The sequence below is a fragment of the Winogradskyella sp. A2 genome, from assembly GCF_046762865.1.
Taxonomy (GTDB): Bacteria; Bacteroidota; Bacteroidia; order Flavobacteriales; family Flavobacteriaceae; genus Winogradskyella.
Genome location: NZ_JBKQXM010000002.1, coordinates 91,313 through 118,308 on the forward strand (window position 1 = coordinate 91,313; position 26,996 = coordinate 118,308).

The following is a 26,996-nucleotide window of genomic DNA, read 5'->3' on the forward strand; positions in this document are numbered from 1 at the left end:
TTCGTTAATTTTTTGTTTTCAACTTGTATTTAGTGACAAGTTGCATATCCATTTAACCAATGAATTATGTTATCACATATTATCAATTTTAGTTTAAAGAATAAATTTATTATTCTATTACTCACCACTTTCATTATAGGATTTGGGCTATACTCCTTGAGCCAAATTTCAATTGGTGCAGTGCCAGATGTTACCAATAATCAAGTACAAGTCATAACCACTTCTCGTAACCTTTCTACTCAAGACATGGAACAGTTTATTACCTATCCTGTTGAGCTAGAAATGGCAAATCTTCCTGGTGTACAAGAAATACGATCGGTTTCAAAATTTGGACTCTCCGTTGTAACCATTGTGTTTGATGATGACATAGGAACCTACTTGCCAAGACAACTCATAGCCGAAAAAATTAAATCGGCTTCTGAAAAAATTCCTGAAGGATTTGGCACACCTGAAATGGGACCCATTACTACAGGACTAGGTGAAATTTATCAATACATTCTCGATGTTGAAGTAGCATATAAAGATGAATATACAGCTCAAGATCTTCGTACTATTCAAGATTGGATTGTAAAGCGTCAACTATCTGGCATACCAGGTGTTGTTGAGGTAAATACGTGGGGTGGATTTTTAAAACAATACGAAGTTGCGCTTAACACCAATAAACTAAACGCAATGAAAATTACTGCTCAAGAAGTGTTCATTGCCTTAGAAAAAAATAACAGTGTGGCTGGTGGCGGTTACATTGAAAAAGTAAACCAGGCCTATTTTATTCGTGGTGAAGGGCTTGTGTCTTCATTAGAAGATATTGGGAATATCGTAATTAAAAATAATAATGGTTTACCAATTTACATTAAAGATGTTGCAGAAATTGGTTTTGGAAATGCTAATCGTTTTGGAGCTATAACAGGTAATGGTGAGGGTGAAAAAGTATTAGGGCAAGTTATGATGCTCAAAGGTGCAAATTCTAAAGAAGTGATTGATGCTGTAAAAGAGCGTGTAGCTTCTATTTCAAAATCACTACCAGATGGTGTCTACATAAATGCATTTTTAGATCGTAGCGAATTGATAGGTAAAACAAGCTTTACCGTAACCGAAAATCTTGTTTTGGGCTGTCTTATCGTTGTATTTATAGTTGTGTTATTACTTGGGAATTTGAGATCTGGATTGGTGGTAGCATCTATTATACCCCTTTGTTTATTGTTTGCTTTATCGCTCATGTATATTTTTGGTGTTGATGCTAATTTGATGAGTCTTGGCGCTATTGATTTCGGAATTATCATAGATGGCGCAGTGATAATTGTAGAATTTATTGCATTTAAAATTACCCAAGGACATCTTCAATTTGCTAAACTAGATAAGCAAAAAGCTCAAGAATTTAAAGATCAAATTACATTTAATAGCACTTCAAAAATGATGAATTCGGCCATATTTGGCCAGTTAATAATTCTTATTGTATTTATTCCAATATTATCACTTAGTGGTGTTGAAGGCAAAATGTTTAGACCCATGGCTCTAACGTTTAGTTTTGCCTTAATTGGAGCAATGCTTTTTTGTTTCACCTATGTACCTGTTATAGCTTCTATGTTCTTAAAGCCCTCAAAACAGACTAACAGAAACATTTCATTTAGATTAATGCGATGGCTTAATTCATTATATGAACCTACAATTAGTTGGGCTTTAAAGACTAAAAAGTTTGTCTTAGGTGTTGCGTTAATTCTATTGATTGCTACCTCATATCTATTTTCAACCATGGGTGGAGAATTTGTCCCAACCTTGGATGAAGGTGATTTTGTAATACAACCTGTGTTAAAAACAGGTACATCATTGGGTAGAACTGTTGAAATTACAACTCAAATCGAAAACATTTTACTAGATAATTTCCCAGAGGTTAAACAGGTTGTAACACGTATTGGTGCCGCAGAAGTCCCTACAGACCCAATGTCTATGGAAGAAAGTGATGTTATTATAATTCTAAATCCAAAGAACGAGTGGACTTCGGCAAAATCTAAAGACGAATTGGCCGATAAGTTTAAAGAAGCACTTGCCATAATTCCGGGAATGGAAGTAGAATTTACACAACCCATTGAAATGCGATTTAATGAACTTATAACAGGTGTAAGAGCAGACATTGCCATTAAAATATTTGGTGAGGACCTAGAAATTCTTTCTAAAAAAGGAACTGAAATTAAAAACCTTATAGAAAACGTAGATGGCGCAGCCGATATTACAGTCGAAAAAATTGATGGTCTACCACAAATGAGTGTAAACTATGATAGAAAAAAAATAGCCAGATACGGACTTAATATTGCGGATTTAAACAACATGTTGTCAATGGGTTTTGCCGGTAAATCTGTAGGGAGTGTTTTTGAAGGCGAAAAACGATTTGATTTGGTAGTTAGATTAGAAAAAGCCAATAGAAAAGATATTGATAACATAAAGAATCTATATATAGATCTACCAAATGGTGGAAAAGTTCCATTGAGTGAATTAGCAGACATTTCATATCAAAAAGGTGCTGCAAAAATATCTAGAGATGATACTAGAAGACGCATTGTTGTAGGTATTAATGTTCGAAATAGAGATTTACAATCTGTTGTAGATGATGTTAAAGAACTCATTGATAAAAATCTCAACTTACCAGTTGGATATAACATTTCATATGGTGGTCAATTTGAAAATTTGCAAAGTGCGAAATCCAGACTCATGGTTGCTGTACCCATAGCACTAGTACTAATTTTCATTCTGCTTTACTTTGCTTTTAAATCCATTAAGGATGCGCTTCTGATTTACTCTGCCATACCATTAGCTGCAGTAGGTGGTGTCTTATTGCTTTGGCTAAGGGATATGCCTTTTAGTATTTCAGCAGGTGTTGGATTTATTGCACTTTTCGGTATTGCCGTTCTCAACGGAATTGTACTTATAGAACATTTTAAAGAATTAAAAAAACAAGGATATAATGATATGGAAACGCTTATAAAACAAGGTACAAAAGATCGTCTTCGTGCCGTATTATTAACAGCTACAGCTGCAGCGCTAGGTTTTCTGCCTATGGCTATTTCAACAAGTGCTGGTGCCGAAGTTCAAAGACCTTTGGCAACGGTTGTCATTGGAGGATTAATTACAGCTACACTATTAACCTTGGTTGTACTTCCAGTACTCTATGCTTTTTTCAATAAACCACAAATGGCTAAGCTATCTAAAAACTCCAAATTAACGTCTTTGATTTTGTTACTTAGTTTCTTGTCCTTTAATTCATATGGGCAAAACAGCACAAAAACACTTGATGAATTAGTAACAATAGCTCTTGAAAATAATGCAGGTCTTAAGGCCAGTCGACTAAAAGTTGACCAATCGGACATACTAATTAATAGTGCGTTTAATTTTGACAAAACTGAGATCTATTATCAATATGATGAAAATAACCTTGCGGTTAATAATCGTCCTATTGGTGTTTTTGGAGTACAACAAGAATTTGAATTTCCGACTATTTACTTTGCTAAAAAAAATGTAAACAAAACACTTGTAAACCTAGAATCTACAAGTTTATCTATTAAAGAAAAGTCCATTAGACAAAAGGTCGTTTCAGGCTATTATAACTATTTATACGCAAAGGAAAAAGTAGATGTATATAGCCAAATAGATAGTTTATATTCTGATTTTGCAAGAATTGCTATAAGGCGCTTTGAGCTTGGGGAAACAAATTATTTAGAAAAAATTACTGCAGTCTCTAAACAAAAGCAAGTAAAAATTAATTTAGAACAAGCGCAACAAGAGCTAAAGATAGCATTTGAGAATTTAAGCAAGGATGTTCAGTACAATGACAGCCTAGATGTTCATGATACTAAATTAAACAAGGTATCACTCAGTATACTTGAGCTAAATACTAGTCCAGAAGTACTTTACTATGATAAGAAACAAAGCTTTCTCGAAGCGCAACGTAGACTAGAAAAACAGCAATTATTACCAGACCTAAGTCTAAATTATTTTCAAGGATCAAACGCATCGTTAAATAAAAACCTTTATGGTTACCAATTTGGACTAAAAATACCATTGTTATTTGGTGCTCAAAATTCTAAAATCAAAGCGGCTAAGATTGCAATGGACATCTCTAATGAAGAATCTCGAGAGTACAAAATTCAACTAAACAACAAATTTAAAACCTTAAATTCTCAGTTAATCCAGAATCAAAAAGCTTTGGAATATTTTGAAGAAGAAGGTGCAAGACTTGCGGATGAAATTTTAAAAACTGCAAAGGTCAGTTTTAAAAATGGTGAAATCGACTTTTATCAATACATCATAAGTGTAGAAAATGCTTATGACATTCAACTAAGTCATCTGGAACATCTCAATACATACAATCAAACCGTAATAAATATTAACTATTTAACCTTATAAATTAGAATTATGAAACGTATTCAAAATAAAATAATAATAGGTCTTGTTTTTCTTTTAGCTACTAGTTGTGGCAATAAGGAAAATGAGCCTTCTGTAAATACCAATACAGATAACCGCATAAAGATTTCAAAGGATCAATTTGAAGAAAATAACATGACTTTTACGCAAATGGAAATGAAGAATTTCCCTGTAAAAATTAAAGTAAATGGTATGATAGATGTACCACCAGAAAACAAAGCCATAGTAAATTCTCCTATGGGTGGTTACATAACAAAAACACCATTTCTAGAAGGTAATGTCGTTAAAAAAGGAGCGTTTATCGTTGCGCTTGAAAATCCAGAATTTGTGACTTTACAACAAGAATATATGGAGGCCAAAGCACGACTTAATTACCTAAAAGCAGAATATGATAGACACGTCACTATGCGAGATGAAAATATTATTTCCGCTAAAAGTTATATCAAAGCTGAAAGTGATTATAATTCTATTAAGGCAAAATATAATGGGCTTAGAAAACAATTACAAATGCTTAATATTTCTATTAACGCCGTAGAAAGTGGTGAAATAACCTCAATAGTAAATTTGTATGCTCCAATTAGTGGCAGCATTACAAAAGTTAATGTGAATAAAGGAAGTTATGTTTCACCTGCGACATCCATTATAGAAATTGTAGATAACGAGCATATTCATCTTGAGTTGTCAGTTTTTGAAAAAGATATTTTGAATATAAAAAAAGGACAAAACATAAGCTTTACTATTCCTGAAGCTTCAGAACAATCCTATGAGGCCGAGGTTTATTTAGTAGGTTCTACTATCGAAGAAAATAGAACCATTAAAGTGCATGGTCATCCTATTGATGAATCGGTCAGATTTTTAACAGGTATGTTTGTTAATGCAGAAATAATGACAGATTCGCAATCATCTAATGCTCTTATAGGTGATGCCATTGTAGAAGAAGACGGCGAGCATTTTGTTTTAGTTTTAGATGAAGAGACCCAAACAGATTATTACTTTGTAAAAACCAAAGTAGAAACAAGCAACAATAGTGATGGCTACGCCTCAATCAAAGAAAATTCTAAATTGAAACAAAAGGACAAAATTCTTAATAATGGCGCATTTGGTTTAATTGGAATTTAAGATCTACCCTAACCCAACATCTAAGGTCATCATAATTATGAATCCACCTATAAATCCAAGAGTGGCAATGTCCGTGTATTTGTCTCGTTGTGTTTCTGGTATTACCTCTTCTACAACTACGAAAATCATGGCTCCAGCAGCAAAGGCCAAGGCATAAGGCAGTATAGGTTGAAAAAAGGTTACCGCTACTGCACCAACTACAGCTGCTATTGGCTCAACAATTGCTGACATTTGTCCATACCAAAAACTCTTAAATTTACTTACACCATGTCGTCTTAAAGGCATAGAAACTGCAAGTCCTTCAGGGAAATTTTGTATCCCAATACCTAAGGCTAGGGCCACAGCACCACCTATTGTTGCTTCAGGTATTCCTGCTGCAACACCACCAAATAATACACCTACAGCTAAACCTTCAGGAATATTATGTAAGGCAATAGCCAAGACAAGCAAAGTGGTTCTGTGCCAAGGTGTTTTTACACCTTCTTTTTCACTTTCTTTAAAATTAATATGCAAGTGTGGTAATACTTTATCCAATCCAAATATGAATAAGGCACCTAATGCAAAACCTACAACTGCAGGAATTACTTTTACAAAGCCTTCTCCGTCACTCATTTCAATACCTGGTGCCAAAAGGCTCCAAAAACTCGCGGCAACCATAACACCACCTGTAAATCCTAACATACCGTCTAAAAGTGCTCTATTCATTCCTTTCACAAAAAACACTAATGCTGCACCAGCAGCAGTTACTATCCATGTGAAAAGGGAAGCGTAAAGGGCTCCCAAAACAGGATCAATAGTTTCAAAATATTGGATTACATTATCTATCATATCAACTAGTTTTTACATATATATTGTTAGCAACTGTTTTTGAAATATTTAGTTCTAAACCATGAATTAGAATCGTCATTGACTCATCAAAAGATTCCTTTTCAATAACCTTAATCTGAGTTCCCAATGCAATTTTATGCTTATCAAGATATTTTAAAAATTTTGCTGAAGAATCTATTACACCAACACAAGTACATAGTTCATTTAATTCAACTTTTGAAAGGTTAATTTTATCTAGCTTAGAAATATTACCATCCTTATCTGGTATAGGATCACCATGAGGATCGTGCGTTGGGAACTCTAAAAACGCATCTAGTTCATCAATCAACTTTGGAGATTTAATGTGTTCCAGTTGTTCGGCTACGTCATGGACTTCGTCCCACGAAAAATTAAGCTTCTCAACTAAAAACACTTCCCATAATCGATGTTTACGGACAACGTTAGCCGCTGTCGCTAAACCTTTATTAGTTAAACTTACACCTTGATACTTCTTATAGATTACATAATCTTTATCTGCTAATTTCTTAAGCATGTCAGTGACAGAAGAGGCTTTCGTCTCCATTTTATCTGCAATAGCATTAGTACTTACAGCACCACGTTCTTGGCGCTCTAGGTGATATATAGCTTTCAAATAATTCTCCTCTGATAAGGTAATCATTGCTTAAAATATTTCTACAAATATAGGTTTATTTTACTAATCCAAATATATTTTTAGACATGTCTAAATTTTATTTTACCTTTGCTTCAAAAATTGAGAATGATTAACAGGATATTATTTTTCATTTTAATTATGGGTCAGTTCACTTATGCGCAAAAGGGCTTTACAATTTCAGGTGAAATCACTTCAGATGGTAACACTCTGCCTTACACTAATATATATTTAGAAACTACTGCTTACGGTTCTGTAAGTAATGCTGAGGGTTATTACAAAATAAAAGATGTCCCAGCAAATACTTACACTATAGTTGTTTCAATGACTGGCTTCAAAACCATTAGGGAAAAGATAAAGGTAGAACGTGATATAACTCTAAACTTTGATTTAGAAACAGAATTATTAGATGAAATTGTAATAACTGGAACACGTACTTTTAAAAGACAAAACAATTCAGCAGTAATCGTTAATATTTTAAACAGCGAAAGTCTTAATGCTTTGCAAGCTTGTAATCTTTCGGATGGTTTAAAATTTCAACCAGGATTGAGGGTTGAAACAGATTGCCAAACTTGCAACTACACACAATTACGAATTAATGGTCTTGGTGGTGGTTACTCTCAAATTTTAATAAATGGTCGTCCAATATTTAGTCCACTTACAGGATTATATGGTTTAGAACAAATACCTGTAAATATGATAGAACGCATTGAGACGATTCGTGGTGGAGGTTCGTCTTTGTATGGCTCTAGCGCTATTGGTGGCGTTGTTAACGTAATCACTAAAATTCCTAAAACTGATAATTTTGAGGTGAATTACACGTATCAAAATATCAATGGTGGTGCAGATGATCACATGGTTTCAGGAAATGCAACTGTGGTTTCGGAATCTGAAAAAGCAGGTATCTCACTTTTTATTAATAATAGAAATCGTGATTTATATGACCATAATGGCGATAATTTTTCAGAATTAACCTCTTTGAAAAATAACTCATTTGGTGCAAATTTCTTCTTTTTACCTTCCAAAAATCAAAAATTAGAAGCCAGTTTCAGCAAATTAAATGAATACCGCTATGGTGGCGAAATGGTCGATGGACCAGCTTATTTAACTCAACAAGCTGAGGAGAGAACACATGATGTAGTGATGGGTAGTTTAGATTATCAAATAAACTTCAACAACGATAATAGCTCATTAATAACCTATTTTGCTGGCCAGCAAACAGACCGAGATCATTATACAGGTATTTTTCCTGATGATGCAGACAAGATTCAAAACCATATAGCAAATCCTCCATACGGAATTTCAAAGACAACTACATTGCAAGGAGGTATTCAATTTAATCATCGCTTGAATGATTTTCTAAAAGGGACCAATGTTTTAACTTTTGGCTCAGAATATTTGGTTGATGATGTGTTAGATGTCATTAATTCTTATAAATACAAAATTGATCAAACCACAAAAAACTTAGGTACTTTCTTTCAAAGTGATTGGGAAATTACACAAAAACTTAATCTGCTCTCTGGCTTCAGGGTAGATAGTAATAACCTAGTTGATGACTTAGTTGTTAGCCCACGTTTTTCTTTATTATACAAATCAGATTCTAACGTTCAGTTGCGTGCCACATGGAGTACTGGTTTTAGAGCGCCACAAGCTTTTGATACAGATTTACATATTGCATTTGCTGGTGGTGGTGTATCAAGAATTAGTTTAGATGAAGATTTAGTTGAAGAACGGTCAAATAGTTTTAGTGCGTCTATTAATTATGATAAATCCACTGAGAATTTTATTGCCGGTTTTACACTAGAAGGTTTCTATACAAAACTTAGAGATGCTTTTTATCTTAATCCTATTGGCGAGGATGAATTTGGTCAGCGCTTTGAAAAACAAAATGGTGATGCCGCAGTAGTACAAGGAATCACCTTAGAAACACGTGCTAACTACAAAAGGAAAATACAATTAGAAGCTGGTTTTACACTGCAAACTAGTGAGTTTGATACAGCTGTTGAGACCATTGAAGGATTAACACCAAGACGTGAGTTTTTAAGAACACCTAATGAATATGGGTTTGCGACTTTGAGCTTTATACCAAATGACAGATTCAATACTAATTTCAACTATGTCTATACAAGCGATATGCTTATAGCACATTTTGCTGGTGCACCAGAACAATCAATAAATGAATATAAAACAACACCAGCTTTTCATGAGTTTAGCTGGAGTACTAGTTACCGTTTTGATATCGATAATTTAGGAACTGGTCTTGAGGTATTTGGAGGTATTAAAAATATTTTCAATGCCTATCAAGACGATTTTGATACTGGCAAAAATAGAGATAGTAACTATGTCTACGGACCAGGAATACCAAGAACATTTTTTGTTGGTTTAAGAATTTTGTCCCTTTAAGATTTAATTATCTAGCGCAATTAACACATAATAAACTTTGAGGACGTATTAAGATACGACCCAATGGGATTTCATTTTTACATTTAATACAAACACCAAAATCTGGAGTTCCTACATTTTCCAATACACGTTTTAAATTACTAAGCTTAACCTTTGCCTGACGTAAAGAGTTTTCGTTAACACTTTTATTATTAATAGCATCCATCCTGCTAACTCTACCAATAGCATCACTTGGTGAAATAGGCTTTGTAAGATTCTGTAAGTTTAAAATCTTTTTCTCTGTGGCAAGAATCTCTTCCTGTACTTTTGATACCAATTCATCTTGATTCATAATATCTAGTTTTAATCTTCCAAGCTATCATCAACCATTTCAATATTTTGCTTTTTAAACGTACTCGGATGGTCTAAAATTCCCAGGTTAGAATCTGGATTTTCTTCAGTATTTACAACAAGTTTTATAATTACAAAGGCTAAAACAAAAATGAATATGGTTCCTATTACCTAATACATTCTACTGATCTATTTAAACCCTCGTTCTTTCTGAATATGTTCATAGGCCTCTTGGACTTGCCTAAATTTTTCTTCTGCACCTTCTTGGTGTTCTTTACCTAGGTGACCAACACGATCAGGATGATACTTTTTAGCCATTCGTCTATAGGCTTTTTTAACCTCATCATCAGATACTGACTTATCTATTTCAAGGATTTTATACGCATTATCAGTGCTGTTATAAAACATTGCTTTAATGCTTTCGTAATCTTTATTGCTTATTCCTAAATAACCAGAAATCGTATAAATCTGTTTAATTTCTGCTTCAGTTACGTGCCCATCGGCCTTGGCTATACCAAACAAAAAGTGCATTAATTGCAAACGTGATGGATGATCCATCATTTGCTTAATCTGTAAACAGACCTGACGCGTTGAAATATTCTGTTTAGTAACACGCTTAAATAATTCAAAAGCATGATTAGCTCGTTCTTTACCATACATATTACTAAACTGCTGTCGTACAAAATCCAATTCACGTTGGTCTTGTTTTCCATCTGCTTTAATGACAATCGAGGCTAAAATAAGCAAGCTCACTTCAAAATCGCCAGATTGGGTTTTAGGACGTCTTCGTTGTTCTTCATAGTTTGGCACCCTTCTGTATGGGTCACGCCTTTTCCTTCCTGTTTGTCTTTCTCCAATAAGAGGACTGCCAGCATCTGCAATGTTATCTACAAAACTACCAATTGCTAAACCTATTATAGCGCCTATTGGGCCACCAAATGACCATCCAATTGCTCCTCCTATCCATTTTGCGAAACTCATTTTAACTATAGATTTTATGAATGCATAAATATACTATTTGTTAGTGTATAGGATTAACTATTTGTTACACATTTGGTATCTTTGCAACACTAAAAAGTGTTAATTAAAAAAATTAGATATGTATCCAGCAGAATTAGTAAAACCAATGCGTGAAGATTTAACTAACGTAGGTTTTGAAGAATTGCATACAACGGAAGCTGTAGAAAAGGCATTGGCTAAAGAAGGAACAACACTCGTTGTTGTAAACTCTGTTTGTGGATGCGCCGCGGCAAATGCAAGACCAGGTGCTCGCATGAGTTTACAAAATACAAAACGCCCTAACAATTTAGTAACTGTATTTGCAGGTGTAGATAAAGAAGCTACAGATAAAGCAAGAGAATTTATGATTCCATTCCCTCCAAGTTCACCAAGTATGGCGATATTTAAAAATGGAGAGTTGGTTCATATGTTAGAACGTCACCATATTGAAGGTAGACCAGCAGAGCTAATTGCTGAAAACCTTATGGATGCTTACAATGAGCATTGTTAGATGAATTATTACAATGAAGCATAAAAAAAGCCACGATATTTATCGTGGTTTTTTAATTTTATACCATGCAAAAGATAATTGCCTATCCAATTACAGTTTTATATTTCATATGCTTTGGGTTAACCTTAGTTGTTTTTCATCCCATACAGTGGTTTTGTAATAATGTATTTGGTTATAAAGCACATAAAATAAGTGTTGATTGCCTTCAGTTTTTCCTATTGCGATGTCTAAATATATTGGGGACTCGTTTTACATTTAATAATCCCAATAACATTACCACCGATCGACCCTTAATAATCATTTCTAACCATCAAAGTATGTACGACATCTCACCAATTATGTGGTATATGCGTAAGCACCATGTTAAGTTTGTGGCTAAGAAAGAATTAGGAAAAGGAATTCCTAGTGTTTCCTACAATCTAAGACATGGTGGCTCAATTTTAATTGATAGAAGAAATCCACGCCAAGCTTTACCAGCGATTATGAAACTTGGAGAGTATATAGAAGAACATAACCGTGCGGCAGTAATTTTTCCCGAAGGCACCAGAAGCAAAGACGGCACACCTAAAACTTTTAAAACTAAAGGCATCGAAATTTTAATGAAAAAAGCTCCGTCTGCATTAATTGTACCTATTACAGTAAATAATTCTTGGAAGATGTTAAGGTATGGTAATTTCCCCATGGGAATAGGAAATCATGTTAAATTTACAGTGCATAGACCTCTAGAATTGGCTAACTTTACGAATAAGACTGAATTAATTGAGCAGGTCGAAAGGATAATAATAGAATCCATTGAATTATAACCATCAAAATCATCAAGATGTCTTTAAAAAACATAAGATTAGAAGTTATGCAACATCTCGAAAAAGATGCGGAAACACTTATTGAAAAGTACTTAATTCCTATAGAAAAAATATGGCAACCAACAGATTTTCTGCCAGATTCTGAAAGTGAAAATTTTTATGAAGAAGTAAAAGAAATAAGAGCATTATCTAAAGAATTACCTTATGATTTTTGGGTGGTATTAGTAGGTGATATGATTACTGAAGAAGCATTACCTACCTATGAATCTTGGTTAATGGATGTTGAAGGTGTTGGGCAAGTAGAACGCAATGGTTGGTCTAAATGGGTAAGACATTGGACTGCAGAGGAAAATCGCCATGGTGATGTGTTAAACAAGTACTTATACCTCTCTGGTCGCGTAAATATGCGAGAAATTGAAAAAACCACACAATATCTTATTGCTGACGGTTTTGATATAGGAACCGATAGAGACCCGTATAAGAATTTTGTTTATACCAGTTTTCAAGAGCTTGCTACATTTGTGTCTCATAACCGTGTGGCAAAATTAGCTAAGGCTAAAGGAAATAAGCAACTCGCAAAAATGTGTAAAATTATTTCTGGAGATGAGATGAGGCATCATCATGCTTATGCTGAGTTTGTTGAGCGTATTTTTGCTGTTGACCCAAGCCAAATGATGATGGCATTTCATTACATGATGAAACAAAAAATAGCTATGCCAGCTCATTTTCTTAGAGAATCTGGTAACAGTATTAGTACAGCATTTGAGGAGTTTTCTAATACCGCTCAACGGATTGGTGTCTATACCTCTGCAGACTATGTAGATATTCTTCAAAAATTAATTGACCGTTGGGATATAGGAAATATCAAAGACCTTACTGATGAGGCGGAAAAGGCCAGAGATTATCTTATGAAACTACCTTCACGTATGTTACGTCTTGCAGACCGTTTGGTAATTCCTGAAAATTCTTTTCAATTTAAATGGGTAGAACCTGCATAGTGTATTATGGATACTGCCGCTCTTTTTGAAGAAACTATAGTTTTTGTGAAATCCGAGCTAAGTAATGCAGAAGGAGGACACGATTGGTTTCATACAGAACGTGTTTTTAATAACGCACTCCATATCGCAAAACATGAAAATGTCAATATTAATGTTGTGGCATTAGCAGCCTTATTACATGATATTGCGGATTCTAAGTTTCATGATGGTGACGAAACTATTGGTCCAAGAAAAGCCAGTGCCTTTTTAATTAAAAATAATGTAGACAGTGTGATTATTGAACATGTTATTCAAATTATTGAAAATATGTCCTTTAAAAACACTTTTGATAAAAACCGAGATTTTAATTCAAAGGAATTAGAGGTAGTGCAAGACGCAGATAGATTAGATGCTATTGGTGCCATTGGAATAGCAAGATGTTTTAATTATGGAGGATTTAAAAATAGACCTTTATATAATCCTGAAATTAGTCCAAATCTTAATATGAGTAAGGCTGAATACAAAAAATCAACAGCGCCAACCATAAATCATTTTTATGAAAAGCTTTTACTATTAAAAGACCAAATGAATACTAAAACAGGTAAGCGCATAGCTCAAAAACGGCATGAATTTATGGAAGACTACCTCACTCAGTTTTATAACGAGTGGAATGGAGAACTTTAAACTAATTGGTTTTTGCTATCTCTAGTGCAGTCAGTTTATATTCAATAATAGCCATTTCTTCACCTAATTGAATTAACTCATCAGCACTTACGTTGTCTCTTTTATTAACCTTATCTAATATTTCCTGCCCTTTGGTTGTGTAATATTCAATCGCTATATCTATTTTTTTATCCATAATAGTCTATTTATTATTGTACCATTAACTTCAACTCACCTCTATACTTAGAGGCACTCTTGCCTGTAAATTCTTTAAACAATTTGTTGAAATGCGAAAAATTATTGAATCCACATTCATAACTAATATCTGTAATACTCATTTGACTTTCAGATAACAGTTTTGTTGCATGTACGACACGATACTCATTTACTAATTTGGTAAAGGTTTTACCTGTTACTTTTTTAAAATAACGACAAAATGCAGGTACTGTCATACTAACCCTATCTGCAATTTCATCCAAACTAATATGTTCTTTAAAATTGTCGTTTATATGATTAAAAATGATATCTATTTTAGCACTGTCTTGAGGTTCTGTTTCAAATGCGTAACCATCAGCATTCAGAATTACATAATCCTCCGACTTGGCCAAGCCATGTAGAATTTCTAGTAAAACTAATATCTTTTTAAATCCTTCCTTCTCAGAAAGTTTCTCAATTTTTTTACCGATTTTCTGTTTTGTTTTTACTCCAAACAAAATGCCACTCTTAGCACGATCAAACAAATTACTAATGCTCTCCATTTCAGGTACATTAAAAAAATACTGTCCTAGAAATTCTTCTCTAAACTGTACTATAGTTTCTGTACCATTTACAGTGAGTCTATCCGTAAATCCATTATGTGGCAAGTTAGATCCAATTAATAGCAATTGGCTATTGTTAAAGTAAGATAAGTGATTACCAATATGGCGTTTCCCTTTCCCTTTATTTACATATACCAACTCTATTTCTGGATGAAAATGCCAAAAGGGTTTCTTCTCTCCTATATAAGTCTCGTGCTTTATAACACGCATGGAGCTACCAAACTCTGGGCTTATCTTCTCTAATGTAGGTTTTCTTGTATTCACAACTTTTTGATTAAGACAAAGTTAGGAGTAACTGAAAAACAAAATGTATACACAATTATCAATAATGTGTTCTATTTTAACCTATTTTACTCCTAAAGGCAATAATACGGTTAATATTGAACATAAATATGCCAATATTCTTGTTTTCTACACTAAACATCTAAAATATCTTTGTATCGTTGAATCATAAGAACTGATTTATAAACAATTTTCAACAACAACTTAAAAACGATAAAAGAAAATTTAATTATTCAGTTTAACCCCAAAAAAGATGAAACAAATGAAAAACTTAGTAAAGGGAATTTTAGTAGTAGCGGTGATGTTTGGAACAGGCACAATCTACGCAAGTGAAAAAGCAGACAATTCGCCAACATATCATTATGTAAATGAAGGTAGCAAAATATCTGTTTATAATGAATCAGGTAATCTAATTTATTCAGGTTTGGTTAAGTACAATGGTAATTTAACTAGACTGTACGATTTTACACAACTTGATAATGGTAATTACACCGTAGAAATTAATAAGGCTTTTGAGATTGAGATTAATTCAATTTTAGTAAATAATAGAGCGGTAACATTTGTTGCAAATTCTAAAGAAAAGATCTTCAAACCTGTGTTTAGAAATGAAGACTCAAGAATTATAATATCTAAACTTGGTATTGATACAAATGAAATGAGGGTGAATCTTTATTTCGAAGATAACTTGATCTACTCAGATACAGTTAAGGGTGACCAAGTATTAAACAGAGTTTACAAATTAGACGAAACTCTACCAGGTGAATATACTGCCGTCGTAAAGGCAAATAATAGAGTATTCACTGAGAATTTTAGAATATAGATTGTTGTTTATATATTAGTTTTTATTTAGTTAGAAGTGGGCTTAGGTCCACTTCTTCTATTTAGAACAACTTTAGTTGGCCATCCTTATATTGTTCGTGCAAAGTGTAATTAAGCTTTGGCATAGATCTACCTTTAAAATATTTTGATTTAGCCAATCGAATGGTGTCATTTATCTGTTTGGCAATATGACCTTCGCCTCTCATTCTAACACCAAAGCGACTTTCATTTAATTTCCCTCCATGACAATCTTCAATTTGATTTAATACTTTTTCTGCCTTATCGGGTAAAGTTCTACGGATCCAATCTTTAAATATTTCACCAATTGAGCCGTTTAATCTAACAATGGTATGCACCATATTTAAAGCACCAGCCTCAGAAACCAATTTTGCTATAGGTAAAATTTCATGGCTATTAATAGATGGGATAATTGGTGCCAGCATAACATTAACAGGTACACCATTATCGCTCAACTCTTTCACTACATTAAACCTTCTTTTGGTCGTTGCAGTCCTTGGTTCTAAAATTCGCCTTGTACTTTCAGATAAAGTAGTAATAGATATATTAACACTAATTAAATTGTAAAATACTAATTCTTTCAACAGATCTAAATCTCTTAATATTAAAGCATTCTTAGTTATAATCCCAACAGGATGTCTGTATCTTATAAATAATTCTAAACACTTTCTAGTTATTTCAAACTCCTTTTCAGCTGGTTGATAACAATCAGTATTGCCAGACATTACAATAGTTTTTGCTTCCCAACTTTTCTTTTTTAATAAAGTCTCTAGTAATTTAGGAGCATCTTTTTTGACTAGAATATTACGTTCAAAATCCAAACCTGGTCCAAAGCCCCAAAACTCATGACTGTTTCTTGCATAGCAATAAATACAACCATGTTCACATCCTTGATAAGGATTCATAGAATAGGCCATACCTACATCAGGGCTTGTAACTTTATTTACTATAGTTTTAGGAAAAACATTTAGATATTTAGTTTTATCATTGTCACTTAAATCTCCTTCCTTAGCACAGTATTCAAGAAAATCATCTCTCATTTCATGTGACAATTCAAAAAACCGGTTTTGAATAACTTTCTGCGCGCCACGGCCTTTAATTGTAGATCTGGATTTCATACTATAAAATTAAACCGATACTATATTGGTGATTGCTACAGTATGTAGTTTTAAAAATTGTAAGTCTAAAAAACATCCCATTACGGTTAATTTAACACATACATATGTTAATATGCTTGTTTTTAGTGAGTTATAAATGACTGAACTTTGTTTAAACTGCAATACTTATGAAAAAGTTATATGTATTATTGGCAATTTTAAGCCCCTTATTATTAATTGTACTATTATTAGTTAGTCCCTTTTATGTAATGCACAAAGCTGTAAGTGCCAACTAAATCAACACAACATTTTTTTTATCGGATTTTCAAATGATAAAATAAATCACATTTTATTGTACCTTCATAATGTACTAACCAACAAATTTAGTTTTTATGAAGCGCAGAAAATTCATTAAGAAAACTGCAGGAGCGACAGTTGCATTTTCAATAGTACCTAGCTTTGTTTTAGGTAAATCACATATTCCACCAAGTGACACACTTTACGTCGCTTCAATTGGTGTTGGAGGACGCGGTGCTGGTATTGTAAGAGGACTTACAAATTCTAAGCAAGTGAAGTTTGTAGCAATGTGTGATGTTGATGATAAAATGGCAGAAGTAAGTTATCAAATACATCCAAAGGCAAAACGCTATAAAGATTTTAGAAAACTCTATGACAATCATATAGATGAAATCGATGCTTTTACTGTAGGAACACCGGATCATACGCACGCTGTGATTGCCTTACCTTTTATGAGAGCGAAAAAGCATGCTTATGTTGAAAAGCCTTTGACACATAATATTTATGAAGCTAGAATGATGGCAAATGTGGCAAAGGAAACAGGCATTGTTACTCAAATGGGCAATCAAGGCAGTTCTAGCGATGGTATTAGGGAAGCACAAGAATGGATAGATTCTGGAATAATAGGCAAAATTGAAAAAGTTGATTGTTGGACTAATAGACCCGTTTGGCCACAAGGATTAAGGAATATTAATGAAGGTGAGACAGTGCCTTCGCATTTAGATTGGGATTTATGGTTAGGCCCTGCAAAAGATCGTCCTTACCATTCTGCATATCTACCATTCAAATGGCGCGGTTGGTGGGATTTTGGTACTGGTGGTTTGGGTGATATGGGTTGTCATATCATGGAAACTCCATTTAGAGCACTTGGGCTTGGGCATCCATATGAAGCAGAAGCGAGCTGTACAACAGTTTGGGCTGGTGACTTTGTTGAGGCTAATTATAATAAGGCTTGTCCTCCATCATCCATAGTTCGTCTAAAATTTGATACTGTGAAACATGGAAAGGTAGATCTAAACTGGTATGATGGTGGTATTATGCCAGACTTACCAGACGAGTTAAAAGATGGTGAGTTTATTGGTGATTGGAGTGGCGGAACCGTTTTTTACGGTACTAAAGGAATGTTAGTAACAGATTGTTACTCGAGTAATCCTAGATTATTGCCAAGTAGTACTATGAATTATTTTAAAAAACCAGAACCAACTTTGCCTAGAATTAAAAACGGTTCTAATGGACATATTGATAATTGGATTGAAGCTTGTTTAACAGGAATAAAGACCTCATCACCATTTGACTATGCTGGACCACTAACAGAAGCGGTACTTATGGGTAATTTGGCTATAAAAGCATTTCAATATAAAGTTTTGAAAGATGGTAAAAAACCAACCGATTGGGCACCTTTTGATTACCCAGGGAGAAGAAAACTACTTTGGGATGGCGATGCCATGAAGGTTACTAATTATGAAAAGGCCAATGAATGGGTAACTAGAGATTATAGAAAAGGCTGGGAGGTTAAATAACTAAGCTCCTGGAAAATTTGCTTTGCGTTTTTCTAAAAATGCTGTTGTTCCTTCGGTGAAATCTTCGGTACCAAAGCAATTTCCAAACGATTCTATTTCTACATCAAATCCATTAACACCATCTTCGTAATTGGCATTTATGGCTCTGATAGCCTCAGCAATTGCAACTGATGAGTTAAGCATAATTTTACCTGCTATTTTTTCACAAAGCGGTAATAGCTCTTCTTGCGTTACAACATGATTTACGAGCCCATAATTTAAAGCTTGAGTAGAATCTATCATACCTGCAGTCATAACCATTTCCATAGCTCTTCCTTTACCAACTAATTGTGGTAATCGCTGTGTGCCACCATAACCAGGAATAACACCTAATGACACTTCTGGTAAGCCCATTTTAGCATTATCACTTGCCACCCTAAAATGACAAGCCATGGCCAATTCTAAACCACCACCAAGAGCAAAACCATTCACCGCAGCAATCACCGGTGTGCTTAAGTGCTCAATAAAGTCAAATAGAAGTGCTTGACCTTGAGCTGCTAATTTACCACCGTCCTCTACATTAAAATCTGCAAATTCACTTATATCAGCTCCGGCTACAAAAGCCTTTTCTCCACTACCAGTAATAATAATAACTTTTGTTTCTGAATCATTATTTGCTTCATCTAAAGCATCATGTAACTCCTGAATCGTTGACTTATTTAAAGCATTAAGTTTACTCGGTCGGTTTATTGTAATCGTGGTAATTCCGTTTTGATAATGTGATAGTATGTTTTCGTAGTTCATAAAACGTAGTTTTATTCCCTTGAAAAAGGGAAACATGATATTTGTTGTTTGGTTTATAATATCCTGAAATCCCTTCAGGATTATAAGTTTTTATTTTGGGAATGAAACTGAAAATGTGGTTCCTTTTCCAAATTGTGATGTAAAGTTAATACTTCCGTTAAAGGTTTCCACAATATTTTTTACCATTGCCAATCCAAGTCCCATACCACTAGTTTTAGTAGTGAATTTTGGCTCAAAGATTTTAGATTTTGTCTCCTCGGTTATACCACTGCCATTGTCCTCAACAGTGATTTTTACCTCATTGTCTTCAGAAAACACCTTAACTTTTATTCTTGGGTTTTCAATATCACTCGGTATTGCTTGAATACTGTTTTTAACCAAATTAGTAACTACTCTAATTAATTGGTTTCTATCGAATTTGGCAATGATCTCCTCTGATTCTGCTTCAAAATCTATATAGTCTTCATTAAAAATATCTAGTGCCAATTTTACAATACTCACAACATTAAGTTCTTCACTTTTTTGTGCAGGCATCTTCGCAAAATTTGAAAATGCAGAGGCAATTGAACTCATTGTGTCAATCTGCTGAATCAAGGTCTTACTATATTCATCAACTTTTTGATTGATATCCTCATCATTTGGATCAAATTTCCGTTGAAAACTTTGAACGCTTAAGCGCATCGGTGTTAATGGATTTTTAATCTCATGAGCAACTTGCTTTGCCATTTCTCTCCATGCCTGTTCACGTTCACTAGTTGCTAATTTAACAGCACTTGCTTCTAACTCATCTATCATACCATTGTATGAGTTTACAAGGGTTTCTATTTCTTCGCTAGAACTTTCAATTTCAATCTTTTTATTTCGTTTCTCTAAACGGAATTCATTCATTTTATCACTAATTGTCTTTAGTGATTTGGTAATATATTTTGAGATAAAATATGCAAATACAATTGCTGCCAATATCATTGCCAAATACGCGTAACTGAGGCGAAGTAAAAACTCATTTAATTCTCTATTTAGAAAATCATCATTTTCCAAATAAGGTAAATTTAGAATCGCTAAATTTTTAAACTTCAAATCCGTAATATAAGAGTATGAAGATTGAAACGTCTGACCATTCTCTTGAATTTTAATTACATGGCGATGTTCCACTGTATTAGCTAAAGCGTTTAGAATTTCTGCATCAATACAAATCTCAGTAGTGTCTCTTTGTATTGTACGTTTTGAACTTTTCAGCAACTGACCTTCTAGATCATAAAGATTTATTTGAAGGTTGTGAATTGCATCAATATCAAATATTTCATCTTTAAAAATGAGCGGAATATTTTCTGTGGTAACAGGATATGTTGTCTCTTTTATTGCAAAGTTTATACTTTGTCTAATAGCTTTTTCCTTACGTTCTAAACGTTCTTTATGGTAGTCTCTCGCTTCTTCATTGTACTGATAAATGGTAACTGCAGCGATAAGAATGGATGCCAGCAATACTAAAAGTATCATGGCAATAAATATTCTAGATCTTAAAGAGAGTTTCTTAATCTTCATTAGTGATTATAATGCACTAAATATAGCAATAATCAAGCCAATTACGCGTCTGGGTTTTTTGCACGTATGTTTTTATAAATTCTAAATCCTAGCATTATTAGAATTCCTAAAACGATTAAGCCTATAATTCCGAAAATCCAGTTTATTGTACTTTTTAAAATTACCAGAAATACTACCGCAAATAGAATAAATGTCGCACCTTCATTCCAAATACGCATAAAACTAGAGCTTACTTTAACCTCATCTTTTTGAAGTTGCTTATAATAAATATGTGTCTTGTAGTGATATATATAAAGTAAGACCACAAAGGCCAGTTTAACATGCATCCAACCAAATTGAAACCAACTTGGCATTAATACCATTAGCCAAACCGCAAATAGTGTTGCAAGAATTGCAGAAGGCCAAGTAATGATAAACCACAATCGTTTTGCCATGAGCTTTAATTGCTTTCCTAATATTTCTTTTTCAGGAGATGATTTATGGAATGCTTCTATTTGATATACAAATAATCGTGGTATGTAAAACAAACCAGCAAACCAGGTTATAACAAAAATGAGGTGTAAGGATTTTATATAGTTGTAATACTCCATTAATCTTCAACAAACAAGTAGTTTAACCCTTTAGAATTAAAAGCGACATTAAACGCTTTTATTTCGTCACTTAGCAATTTGTTAAAAACGGTGAGCTCTTTATTTATTTTCCCAGTCAGCTCGTTTTTAACAGCAATCGCCTGGTCTGTCGGTGGAAAATCACCACGTCTTGTAAGTGAATTTAGACCGCCCAATTTATCTGTAAGTTTAATTGGAAAATTTAAAGGGTCTTGTCCACTTCTATTTTTTGTTTGATAAAGTGCTTTTTCAATATCTGATAATTGCTCTTCTAAAGTCTTTGCTTTATCAAGAAGGTCCTTTACATTATCATCTCCTTTATACTGCTTTTGAAACGCTCCTAATTGTTTATTAATAGATCTTATTTTCTTAATAGATTTGTGTGCTTTGTCAACTGTTCCGTTAACATCTTGAATAAAATCAAATTGTTTTTGCATCTCTGCTATTGTACTTTCTGCCCTAGGATCTGCAACGATATTAAAAGGTTGGTTTTGAATTTCTCCATTTACGTTTAGTGCCACCTTATAAGTACCAGGAACTGCTCTTGGACCTTGTAAACTAGCAGCCCACAAAATCATTCCAGGCAAACGCTCTGCTCCATCGTAAGTCATATTCCAAACAAACTGATTTGTTCCTTTTTTTACATCTAACTTATTCTTTTTGTCGGTATTTGAATAGGTTTTAATAGTATCGCCTTTCTTATCAAAATAAGTTAAAGATACTTTATCATCCTTTTTCAAATCTTTTAGATTAAAGTATGTCATCACACCGTTTGGGTGGTTAGTACCAGTTGTTTTACTTCCTTTTCTACTACCACCACTCATTCTATAAGTATCTTTTGGTTTGAACAATAAATTCTTATTCGTATCAGCATTATACAATTGGTGTATTACGGTTAAATCATCAATTACCCAAAGGCTTCGACCTTGGGTAGCAACAATTAAATTATTGTCTTTAATCGTTAAATCAGTAATTGGTACAATCGGAAGGTTTAGTTGAAATGGTTTCCAATCCTTACCATCATTGAATGAAATATACATGCCTGTTTCAGTACCAGCATATAACAATCCTTTCTGTTTTGGGTCTTCTCTAAGCACTCTTGTAAAATGTTCTTCATTTATACCATTGGTAATTTTTTTCCAAGTTTTACCATAGTCTGTAGTTTTATATAAGTATGGTGCAAAATCACCTGTTTTATATTTGGTTCCAGCGACATAACATGTGCCTTCGTCAAATACGCTAGGTTCGATACTATTAATCATCATCCATTCAGGCATGCCCTTTGGTGTAACATTATTCCAATTTTTTCCGCCATCTTGAGTAACATGAATTAGACCATCGTCACTTCCTACCCACAGTAACCCTTCCTTAAGCGGTGACTCTTGTGCCACGAAAATGGTACAATAATACTCCACAGCAGTATTATCTTGAGTAATTGGACCACCTGAAGACTTCAATTTTTCAGGATCATTTCGCGTTAAATCTGGACTAATAATTTCCCATGATTGCCCTTCATTTTCAGTAACGTGCACATGTTGTGAAAAAGTATATAAGCGATTTGGGTTATGCTTGGAAAAAATTATTGGGAAGTTCCATTGAAAACGATACTTCATACCCTCAGCTCCAGATCCCATTGGATTGTCTGGCCAAACATTAATAGCTCTAGTGGTCCCTCTTTTATGATTAACACGTGTGAGATAGCCTCCATAACTACCACCATAAATGATATCATTATCTTCTGGATCTACTGCTATATGAGCAGATTCACCACCAGCCGTACTTTCCCAATCATCTTCTGTAATTGCGCGGCCATCTGTACGGTGTGGAATTCTTATGGTTGAATTATCTTGTTGTGCTACATAAATTCTATACGGAAATGCATTATCTGTGGTAACACGGTAAAATTGTGACGTAGGTTGATTATAGTAAGTGCTCCACGTATCTCCGCCATCGTAAGTTACTTGCGCACCACCATCATCTCCAATAATCATACGTTTAGGATTCTCAGGTGCAATCCAAAGATCATGATGATCGCCATGAGGTGCATTATAAGTACTGAATGTTCTACCACCATCTGTACTTTTATGATATCGAACATTTAAAACATAAACCGTATTAACATCTTCGGTATCTGCATAAACACGTGTATAATACCAAGCACGTTGACGAAGTTTTCGTTCACTATTTACTTGATTCCATGTTTCACCACCATCATCACTACGATAAAGACCACCTTTGTCTTTATTTTCTACCATTGCCCAGACACGTTGGTTATTTAATGGAGAAACTGTGACACCAATTATACCTAATATACCTTCAGGAAATCCTTTTAATTTTGAAATTTCGGTCCAAGTTTCACCACTATCTGTACTTTTCCAAAGCGCAGAACCATCTCCACCAGAACTTAAACTATAAGGTGTGCGTTGCACACGCCATGTCGAGGCATATAATATTCTCGGATTTGTAGGATCCATTATTAAATCTACAACACCTGCATGTTCATTAGAAAATAATGTTTTACGCCATGTTTTACCACCGTCAGTACTTTTATAAACACCACGTTCTGACGTTGGTTTATAGATATTACCTAAAACACCTGCATAAACAATGTTGTGATTCACAGGGTGCACAGCTATGCGAGGTATATGTCTAGTTTTTTCTAATCCCGATTTTGCCCAAGTTTTCCCAGCATCAACACTTTTCCAAACACCGTATCCTGAAGATACATTTCCTCTAACTGTTTTCTCACCACCACCAACATAGATTACATTCGGGTCGCTTTTAGCTACAGAAATAGAACCTATACTACCTCCAAAATAACCATCAGAAATATTTTCCCATTGGCGACCACCATTAGTTGTCTTCCAGATTCCTCCACCTGTTGCACCAAAATAATATAGGTTCGGTTTATGAGGAACACCTGTAACAGCCGCGCTTCGACCACCTCTAAAAGGTCCTAATAGCCTATACTCTAAGGCCGCATAGTCAGATTCATTAATGTCTTGCGATTGAATGTTTAAACTAAAAAAGGATAACAGCAAAACTGTAAATAAGGAAGAAAATCTCATTGTAAAAAAAGGTTAGTTATAGAATCCTAAAATTAAGAATTTAATATGATTCTGATTCCTTTGGCAACAAATTTAACGTCACCTCTCTATGTAAAAAATAAGCAGTGACTATCGTAGCCAAAATATCTGATATAGGAAAGGCAATCCAAACACCTAATTCACCATAAAATTGAGGTAAAATAAAAATTAATGGAATAAAGAATATCCCTTGCCTCAATAATGTTAGAATTAATGCTGGTGTTGCCTTACCTATAGCTTGAAAATAAGCCGCACCGATAAGTTGAACCGCAATTATTGGTGTTGCAGCAAAAACCCATCTCATTGCAGGCGGTGTTTCTCTAAGTACAGCTTTATCTTGTGTAAACAAACTCGTAATGGCCTCTGGAAAGATCATAAGAAATATAAAAACAACGCCTGCCAATAAGGCCGCATATTTAATAGCGGTTAGTATAGTGTCTCTAACACGTTTATAGTTTTCTGCACCGTAATTGTAACCAGCTATCGGGAGGAATCCTTGGGTAATACCATAAACTGGAAATAAGGCAAACATCAACATTCTCCCAACAATGGCATATGCTGTCACAGATGTTTCTCCGCCAAAATCAAATAAAATGTTATTCATCAATAAATAAGTAACACTAACAACTGCTTGCCTTGATAATGTCACAAATCCCAAACTACCAATTTCTTTAATAATTGGAAGATTTAACTTATAAAAACAGTCTGTGATTTTTAATTCTGAATTCTTAGATAGAAAAAACCAAAGAATAAATAGTAAACAAAGTAAATAAGATCCTGTGGTAGCCCATGCTGCACCGTACATTCCGAAATCGAATATTCGAATTAATACATAATCTAGAACCAAATTTCCTATTGAAGGAATCATCATTGCGTACATAGCAAATTTTGGTTTACCTTCTGCTCTAATAACCGTATTGCCCATCATGCAAAGTGCTAGAAAAGGAATTCCGTAAAGTACAATGACATAGTAAATTTTAGCAGGCTCAAAAATGGCTCCTTTACCGCCAAAAGCAGGAATAATGCTATTTACAAAATAAAGTCCTGGAATTACTAAAGTGACGGTTAATAATAAGGTTAAGGTAATTTGATTACCAAAAGTTGTAAGGGCTTTTTCGCGATTATTAGATCCAAGTGCTCTTGAGATAATGGACGAGCCTCCAATACCGATTGCCATTCCTAGTGCCGCAATAAAAAACGATACCGGTAATACTACATTTATGGCCGCTATTGCTACAGAACCAATCCAATTACCAACAAAAATTGTATCAACTAATATATTTAGAGACATCACCAATATACCTATTGATGCAGGTACTGCCTGTTTAATCAATAATTTACCAATGGGTTGATTTCCTAAATCTTGAGAAGATACTTTGGCCATTAAACAGCAACAGTTTCAGTAGCAATCCACTCCTTTGTAATATTTGAAAGTACTTGAGCAAAATCATCTCGGTCGTTTAGGCAAGGAATAACAGTAAATTCCTCACCGCCAACTTCGTGAAATATTTCTTCACCTTCCATGGCAATTTCTTCAAGTGTTTCTAAGCAATCACTAACAAAAGCTGGTGTTACAATAGCCATTTTCTTAATACCGTCTTTACCCATGCGCTCAATCGTGCGGTCGGTGTAAGGCTTTAGCCATGGATCAAATCCTAATCTAGATTGAAAAGTGGTAGAATAAGCTCCGTTCTTTAAACCTAGTTTTTTAGCAACATTTATCGTAGTAATTTCGCATTGATGACGGTAACAAAACTCATGCTGTGGACTACCCTTCTTAAAACAACACTTACCATCCATTTTACAATTGCCATTAGAAATATCACTCTTTCTAATATGTCTTTCTGGCACACCATGATAACTAAAGAGAATATGTTCATAATCTAATCCCTCAAGCTTTTCGGCTATACTATTAGAAAGCACATCAATATAATCTTGTCTGTTATAAAATGCAGGTGTACGTGTAATTTTTACTTGTGGAAAATATTTTGAAACTAGTTCATCTACTTTTACATCGATTGTTTCAGTAGTAGCCATAGCGAACTGAGGATATAGTGGAATGGTTTTAATTTCTGTACATCCTTTATCTACTAATTCTTGGAGACCTTTCTTTATAGTCATACTACCATATCGCATTGCCAAGGCAACAGGGAAATCAACATATTCTTGAACCTTTTCTTTTAAACGCTCTGAAAGCACAATCAAAGGCGATCCTTCTTCCCACCAAATTTTTTTGTAGGCTTTTGCTGATGCCTTTGGTCTTGTATTTAAAATTATGCCTTTTACGAGTAAATTTCTAGCCCAAAGTGGTACATCAATTACACGCTCGTCCATTAAAAATTCACCTAAATATGTTTTCACGTCCTTTGGATTTGGACTGTCTGGAGAACCTAGATTAACTAATAAAATTCCTTTTTTCATATCTTTTCTT

General features: G+C 34.1%; 22 protein-coding genes. 9 read left to right on the forward strand and 13 right to left on the reverse strand.

Annotated elements, in window-relative coordinates:
- The first annotated feature begins 66 nt into the window (after window positions 1-66).
- A complete protein-coding gene (locus tag ACFWV9_RS03575; RefSeq protein WP_411893865.1) occupies window positions 67-4,395 on the forward strand; it encodes a CusA/CzcA family heavy metal efflux RND transporter in 4,329 nt (1,442 codons plus the stop codon).
- Between the two features lie 9 nt (window positions 4,396-4,404).
- The gene (locus tag ACFWV9_RS03580; protein WP_411893866.1) at window positions 4,405-5,532 is read left to right on the forward strand and encodes an efflux RND transporter periplasmic adaptor subunit; all 1,128 of its coding nucleotides are present in this window, start codon (window positions 4,405-4,407) and stop codon (window positions 5,530-5,532) included.
- 3 nt (window positions 5,533-5,535) lie between these two features.
- Here the strand turns inward: ACFWV9_RS03580 and ACFWV9_RS03585 are convergent, their stop codons facing one another.
- Together ACFWV9_RS03585 and ACFWV9_RS03590 are read right to left on the reverse strand one after the other, a co-directional pair.
- On the reverse strand, window positions 5,536-6,360 hold the full coding sequence (locus ACFWV9_RS03585) for a ZIP family metal transporter (protein WP_411893867.1): 825 nt from the start codon (window positions 6,358-6,360) through the stop codon (window positions 5,536-5,538).
- A 1-nt stretch (window position 6,361) separates the two neighbouring features.
- Window positions 6,362-7,018 carry a metal-dependent transcriptional regulator gene (locus ACFWV9_RS03590; RefSeq protein WP_411893868.1) on the reverse strand — a complete coding sequence of 219 codons (657 nt, stop codon included), beginning with the start codon at window positions 7,016-7,018 and terminating at the stop codon, window positions 6,362-6,364.
- Window positions 7,019-7,117: 99 nt separating this feature from the next.
- Here ACFWV9_RS03590 and ACFWV9_RS03595 point away from each other — a divergent pair, with 99 nt between their 5' ends.
- Window positions 7,118-9,412, forward strand: coding sequence for a TonB-dependent receptor (locus tag ACFWV9_RS03595; RefSeq protein ID WP_411893869.1), 2,295 nt, complete (start codon window positions 7,118-7,120; stop codon window positions 9,410-9,412).
- 7 nt (window positions 9,413-9,419) lie between these two features.
- Here the strand turns inward: ACFWV9_RS03595 and ACFWV9_RS03600 are convergent, their stop codons facing one another.
- Together ACFWV9_RS03600 and ACFWV9_RS03605 are read right to left on the reverse strand one after the other, a co-directional pair.
- Complete coding sequence (locus ACFWV9_RS03600) at window positions 9,420-9,743, reverse strand: TraR/DksA family transcriptional regulator (RefSeq protein ID WP_411893870.1); 324 nt, start codon at window positions 9,741-9,743, stop codon at window positions 9,420-9,422.
- 188 nt (window positions 9,744-9,931) lie between these two features.
- Window positions 9,932-10,723 (reverse strand): TerB family tellurite resistance protein, encoded by a 792-nt coding sequence (locus ACFWV9_RS03605; protein WP_411893871.1) that lies wholly within the window; start codon window positions 10,721-10,723, stop codon window positions 9,932-9,934.
- A 118-nt stretch (window positions 10,724-10,841) separates the two neighbouring features.
- Between ACFWV9_RS03605 and ACFWV9_RS03610 the strand changes: the two genes are divergently transcribed.
- From ACFWV9_RS03610 to ACFWV9_RS03625, 4 genes are all read left to right on the forward strand, one after another.
- The gene (locus ACFWV9_RS03610) at window positions 10,842-11,252 is read left to right on the forward strand and encodes a BrxA/BrxB family bacilliredoxin (RefSeq protein WP_411893872.1); all 411 of its coding nucleotides are present in this window, start codon (window positions 10,842-10,844) and stop codon (window positions 11,250-11,252) included.
- 65 nt (window positions 11,253-11,317) lie between these two features.
- Window positions 11,318-12,055: a lysophospholipid acyltransferase family protein gene (locus ACFWV9_RS03615; RefSeq protein ID WP_411893873.1), complete on the forward strand. Its 738-nt coding sequence runs from the start codon at window positions 11,318-11,320 to the stop codon at window positions 12,053-12,055.
- A 17-nt stretch (window positions 12,056-12,072) separates the two neighbouring features.
- Window positions 12,073-13,053 (forward strand): acyl-ACP desaturase, encoded by a 981-nt coding sequence (locus ACFWV9_RS03620; protein WP_411893874.1) that lies wholly within the window; start codon window positions 12,073-12,075, stop codon window positions 13,051-13,053.
- A gap of 6 nt (window positions 13,054-13,059) precedes the next feature.
- On the forward strand, window positions 13,060-13,716 hold the full coding sequence (locus ACFWV9_RS03625; protein ID WP_411893875.1) for an HD domain-containing protein: 657 nt from the start codon (window positions 13,060-13,062) through the stop codon (window positions 13,714-13,716).
- Between the two features lies 1 nt (window position 13,717).
- On the opposite strand, the gene ACFWV9_RS03630 is transcribed toward ACFWV9_RS03625, so the two are convergent.
- Window positions 13,718-13,891 (reverse strand): hypothetical protein, encoded by a 174-nt coding sequence (locus ACFWV9_RS03630; protein ID WP_411893876.1) that lies wholly within the window; start codon window positions 13,889-13,891, stop codon window positions 13,718-13,720.
- A 13-nt stretch (window positions 13,892-13,904) separates the two neighbouring features.
- The gene (locus tag ACFWV9_RS03635) at window positions 13,905-14,777 is read right to left on the reverse strand and encodes an AraC family transcriptional regulator (RefSeq protein ID WP_411893877.1); all 873 of its coding nucleotides are present in this window, start codon (window positions 14,775-14,777) and stop codon (window positions 13,905-13,907) included.
- A gap of 280 nt (window positions 14,778-15,057) precedes the next feature.
- Between ACFWV9_RS03635 and ACFWV9_RS03640 the strand changes: the two genes are divergently transcribed.
- The gene (locus ACFWV9_RS03640; protein ID WP_411893878.1) at window positions 15,058-15,615 is read left to right on the forward strand and encodes a hypothetical protein; all 558 of its coding nucleotides are present in this window, start codon (window positions 15,058-15,060) and stop codon (window positions 15,613-15,615) included.
- 61 nt (window positions 15,616-15,676) lie between these two features.
- On the opposite strand, the gene ACFWV9_RS03645 is transcribed toward ACFWV9_RS03640, so the two are convergent.
- A complete protein-coding gene (locus ACFWV9_RS03645; RefSeq protein WP_411893879.1) occupies window positions 15,677-16,750 on the reverse strand; it encodes a PA0069 family radical SAM protein in 1,074 nt (357 codons plus the stop codon).
- Window positions 16,751-17,121: 371 nt separating this feature from the next.
- Between ACFWV9_RS03645 and ACFWV9_RS03650 the strand changes: the two genes are divergently transcribed.
- On the forward strand, window positions 17,122-18,546 hold the full coding sequence (locus ACFWV9_RS03650) for a Gfo/Idh/MocA family protein (RefSeq protein ID WP_411893880.1): 1,425 nt from the start codon (window positions 17,122-17,124) through the stop codon (window positions 18,544-18,546).
- Here the strand turns inward: ACFWV9_RS03650 and ACFWV9_RS03655 are convergent, their stop codons facing one another.
- From ACFWV9_RS03655 to hemH, 6 genes are all read right to left on the reverse strand, one after another.
- The gene (locus ACFWV9_RS03655) at window positions 18,547-19,329 is read right to left on the reverse strand and encodes an enoyl-CoA hydratase/isomerase family protein (protein ID WP_411893881.1); all 783 of its coding nucleotides are present in this window, start codon (window positions 19,327-19,329) and stop codon (window positions 18,547-18,549) included.
- 90 nt (window positions 19,330-19,419) lie between these two features.
- On the reverse strand, window positions 19,420-20,871 hold the full coding sequence (locus ACFWV9_RS03660) for a sensor histidine kinase (RefSeq protein ID WP_411893882.1): 1,452 nt from the start codon (window positions 20,869-20,871) through the stop codon (window positions 19,420-19,422).
- 41 nt (window positions 20,872-20,912) lie between these two features.
- Window positions 20,913-21,461 (reverse strand): CopD family protein, encoded by a 549-nt coding sequence (locus ACFWV9_RS03665; protein WP_411893883.1) that lies wholly within the window; start codon window positions 21,459-21,461, stop codon window positions 20,913-20,915.
- Window positions 21,461-24,547: a VPS10 domain-containing protein gene (locus ACFWV9_RS03670; protein ID WP_411893884.1), complete on the reverse strand. Its 3,087-nt coding sequence runs from the start codon at window positions 24,545-24,547 to the stop codon at window positions 21,461-21,463. Before ACFWV9_RS03670 ends, ACFWV9_RS03665 begins: the two co-directional genes overlap by 1 nt.
- A 40-nt stretch (window positions 24,548-24,587) precedes the next feature.
- Entirely contained in the window at window positions 24,588-25,949 is a 1,362-nt protein-coding gene (locus tag ACFWV9_RS03675) for an MATE family efflux transporter (protein ID WP_411893885.1), read from the reverse strand.
- On the reverse strand, window positions 25,949-26,986 hold the full coding sequence (gene hemH, locus ACFWV9_RS03680) for a ferrochelatase (protein WP_411893886.1): 1,038 nt from the start codon (window positions 26,984-26,986) through the stop codon (window positions 25,949-25,951). The genes ACFWV9_RS03675 and hemH overlap by 1 nt, the downstream gene beginning before the upstream one ends.
- Window positions 26,987-26,996 lie beyond the last annotated feature (10 nt).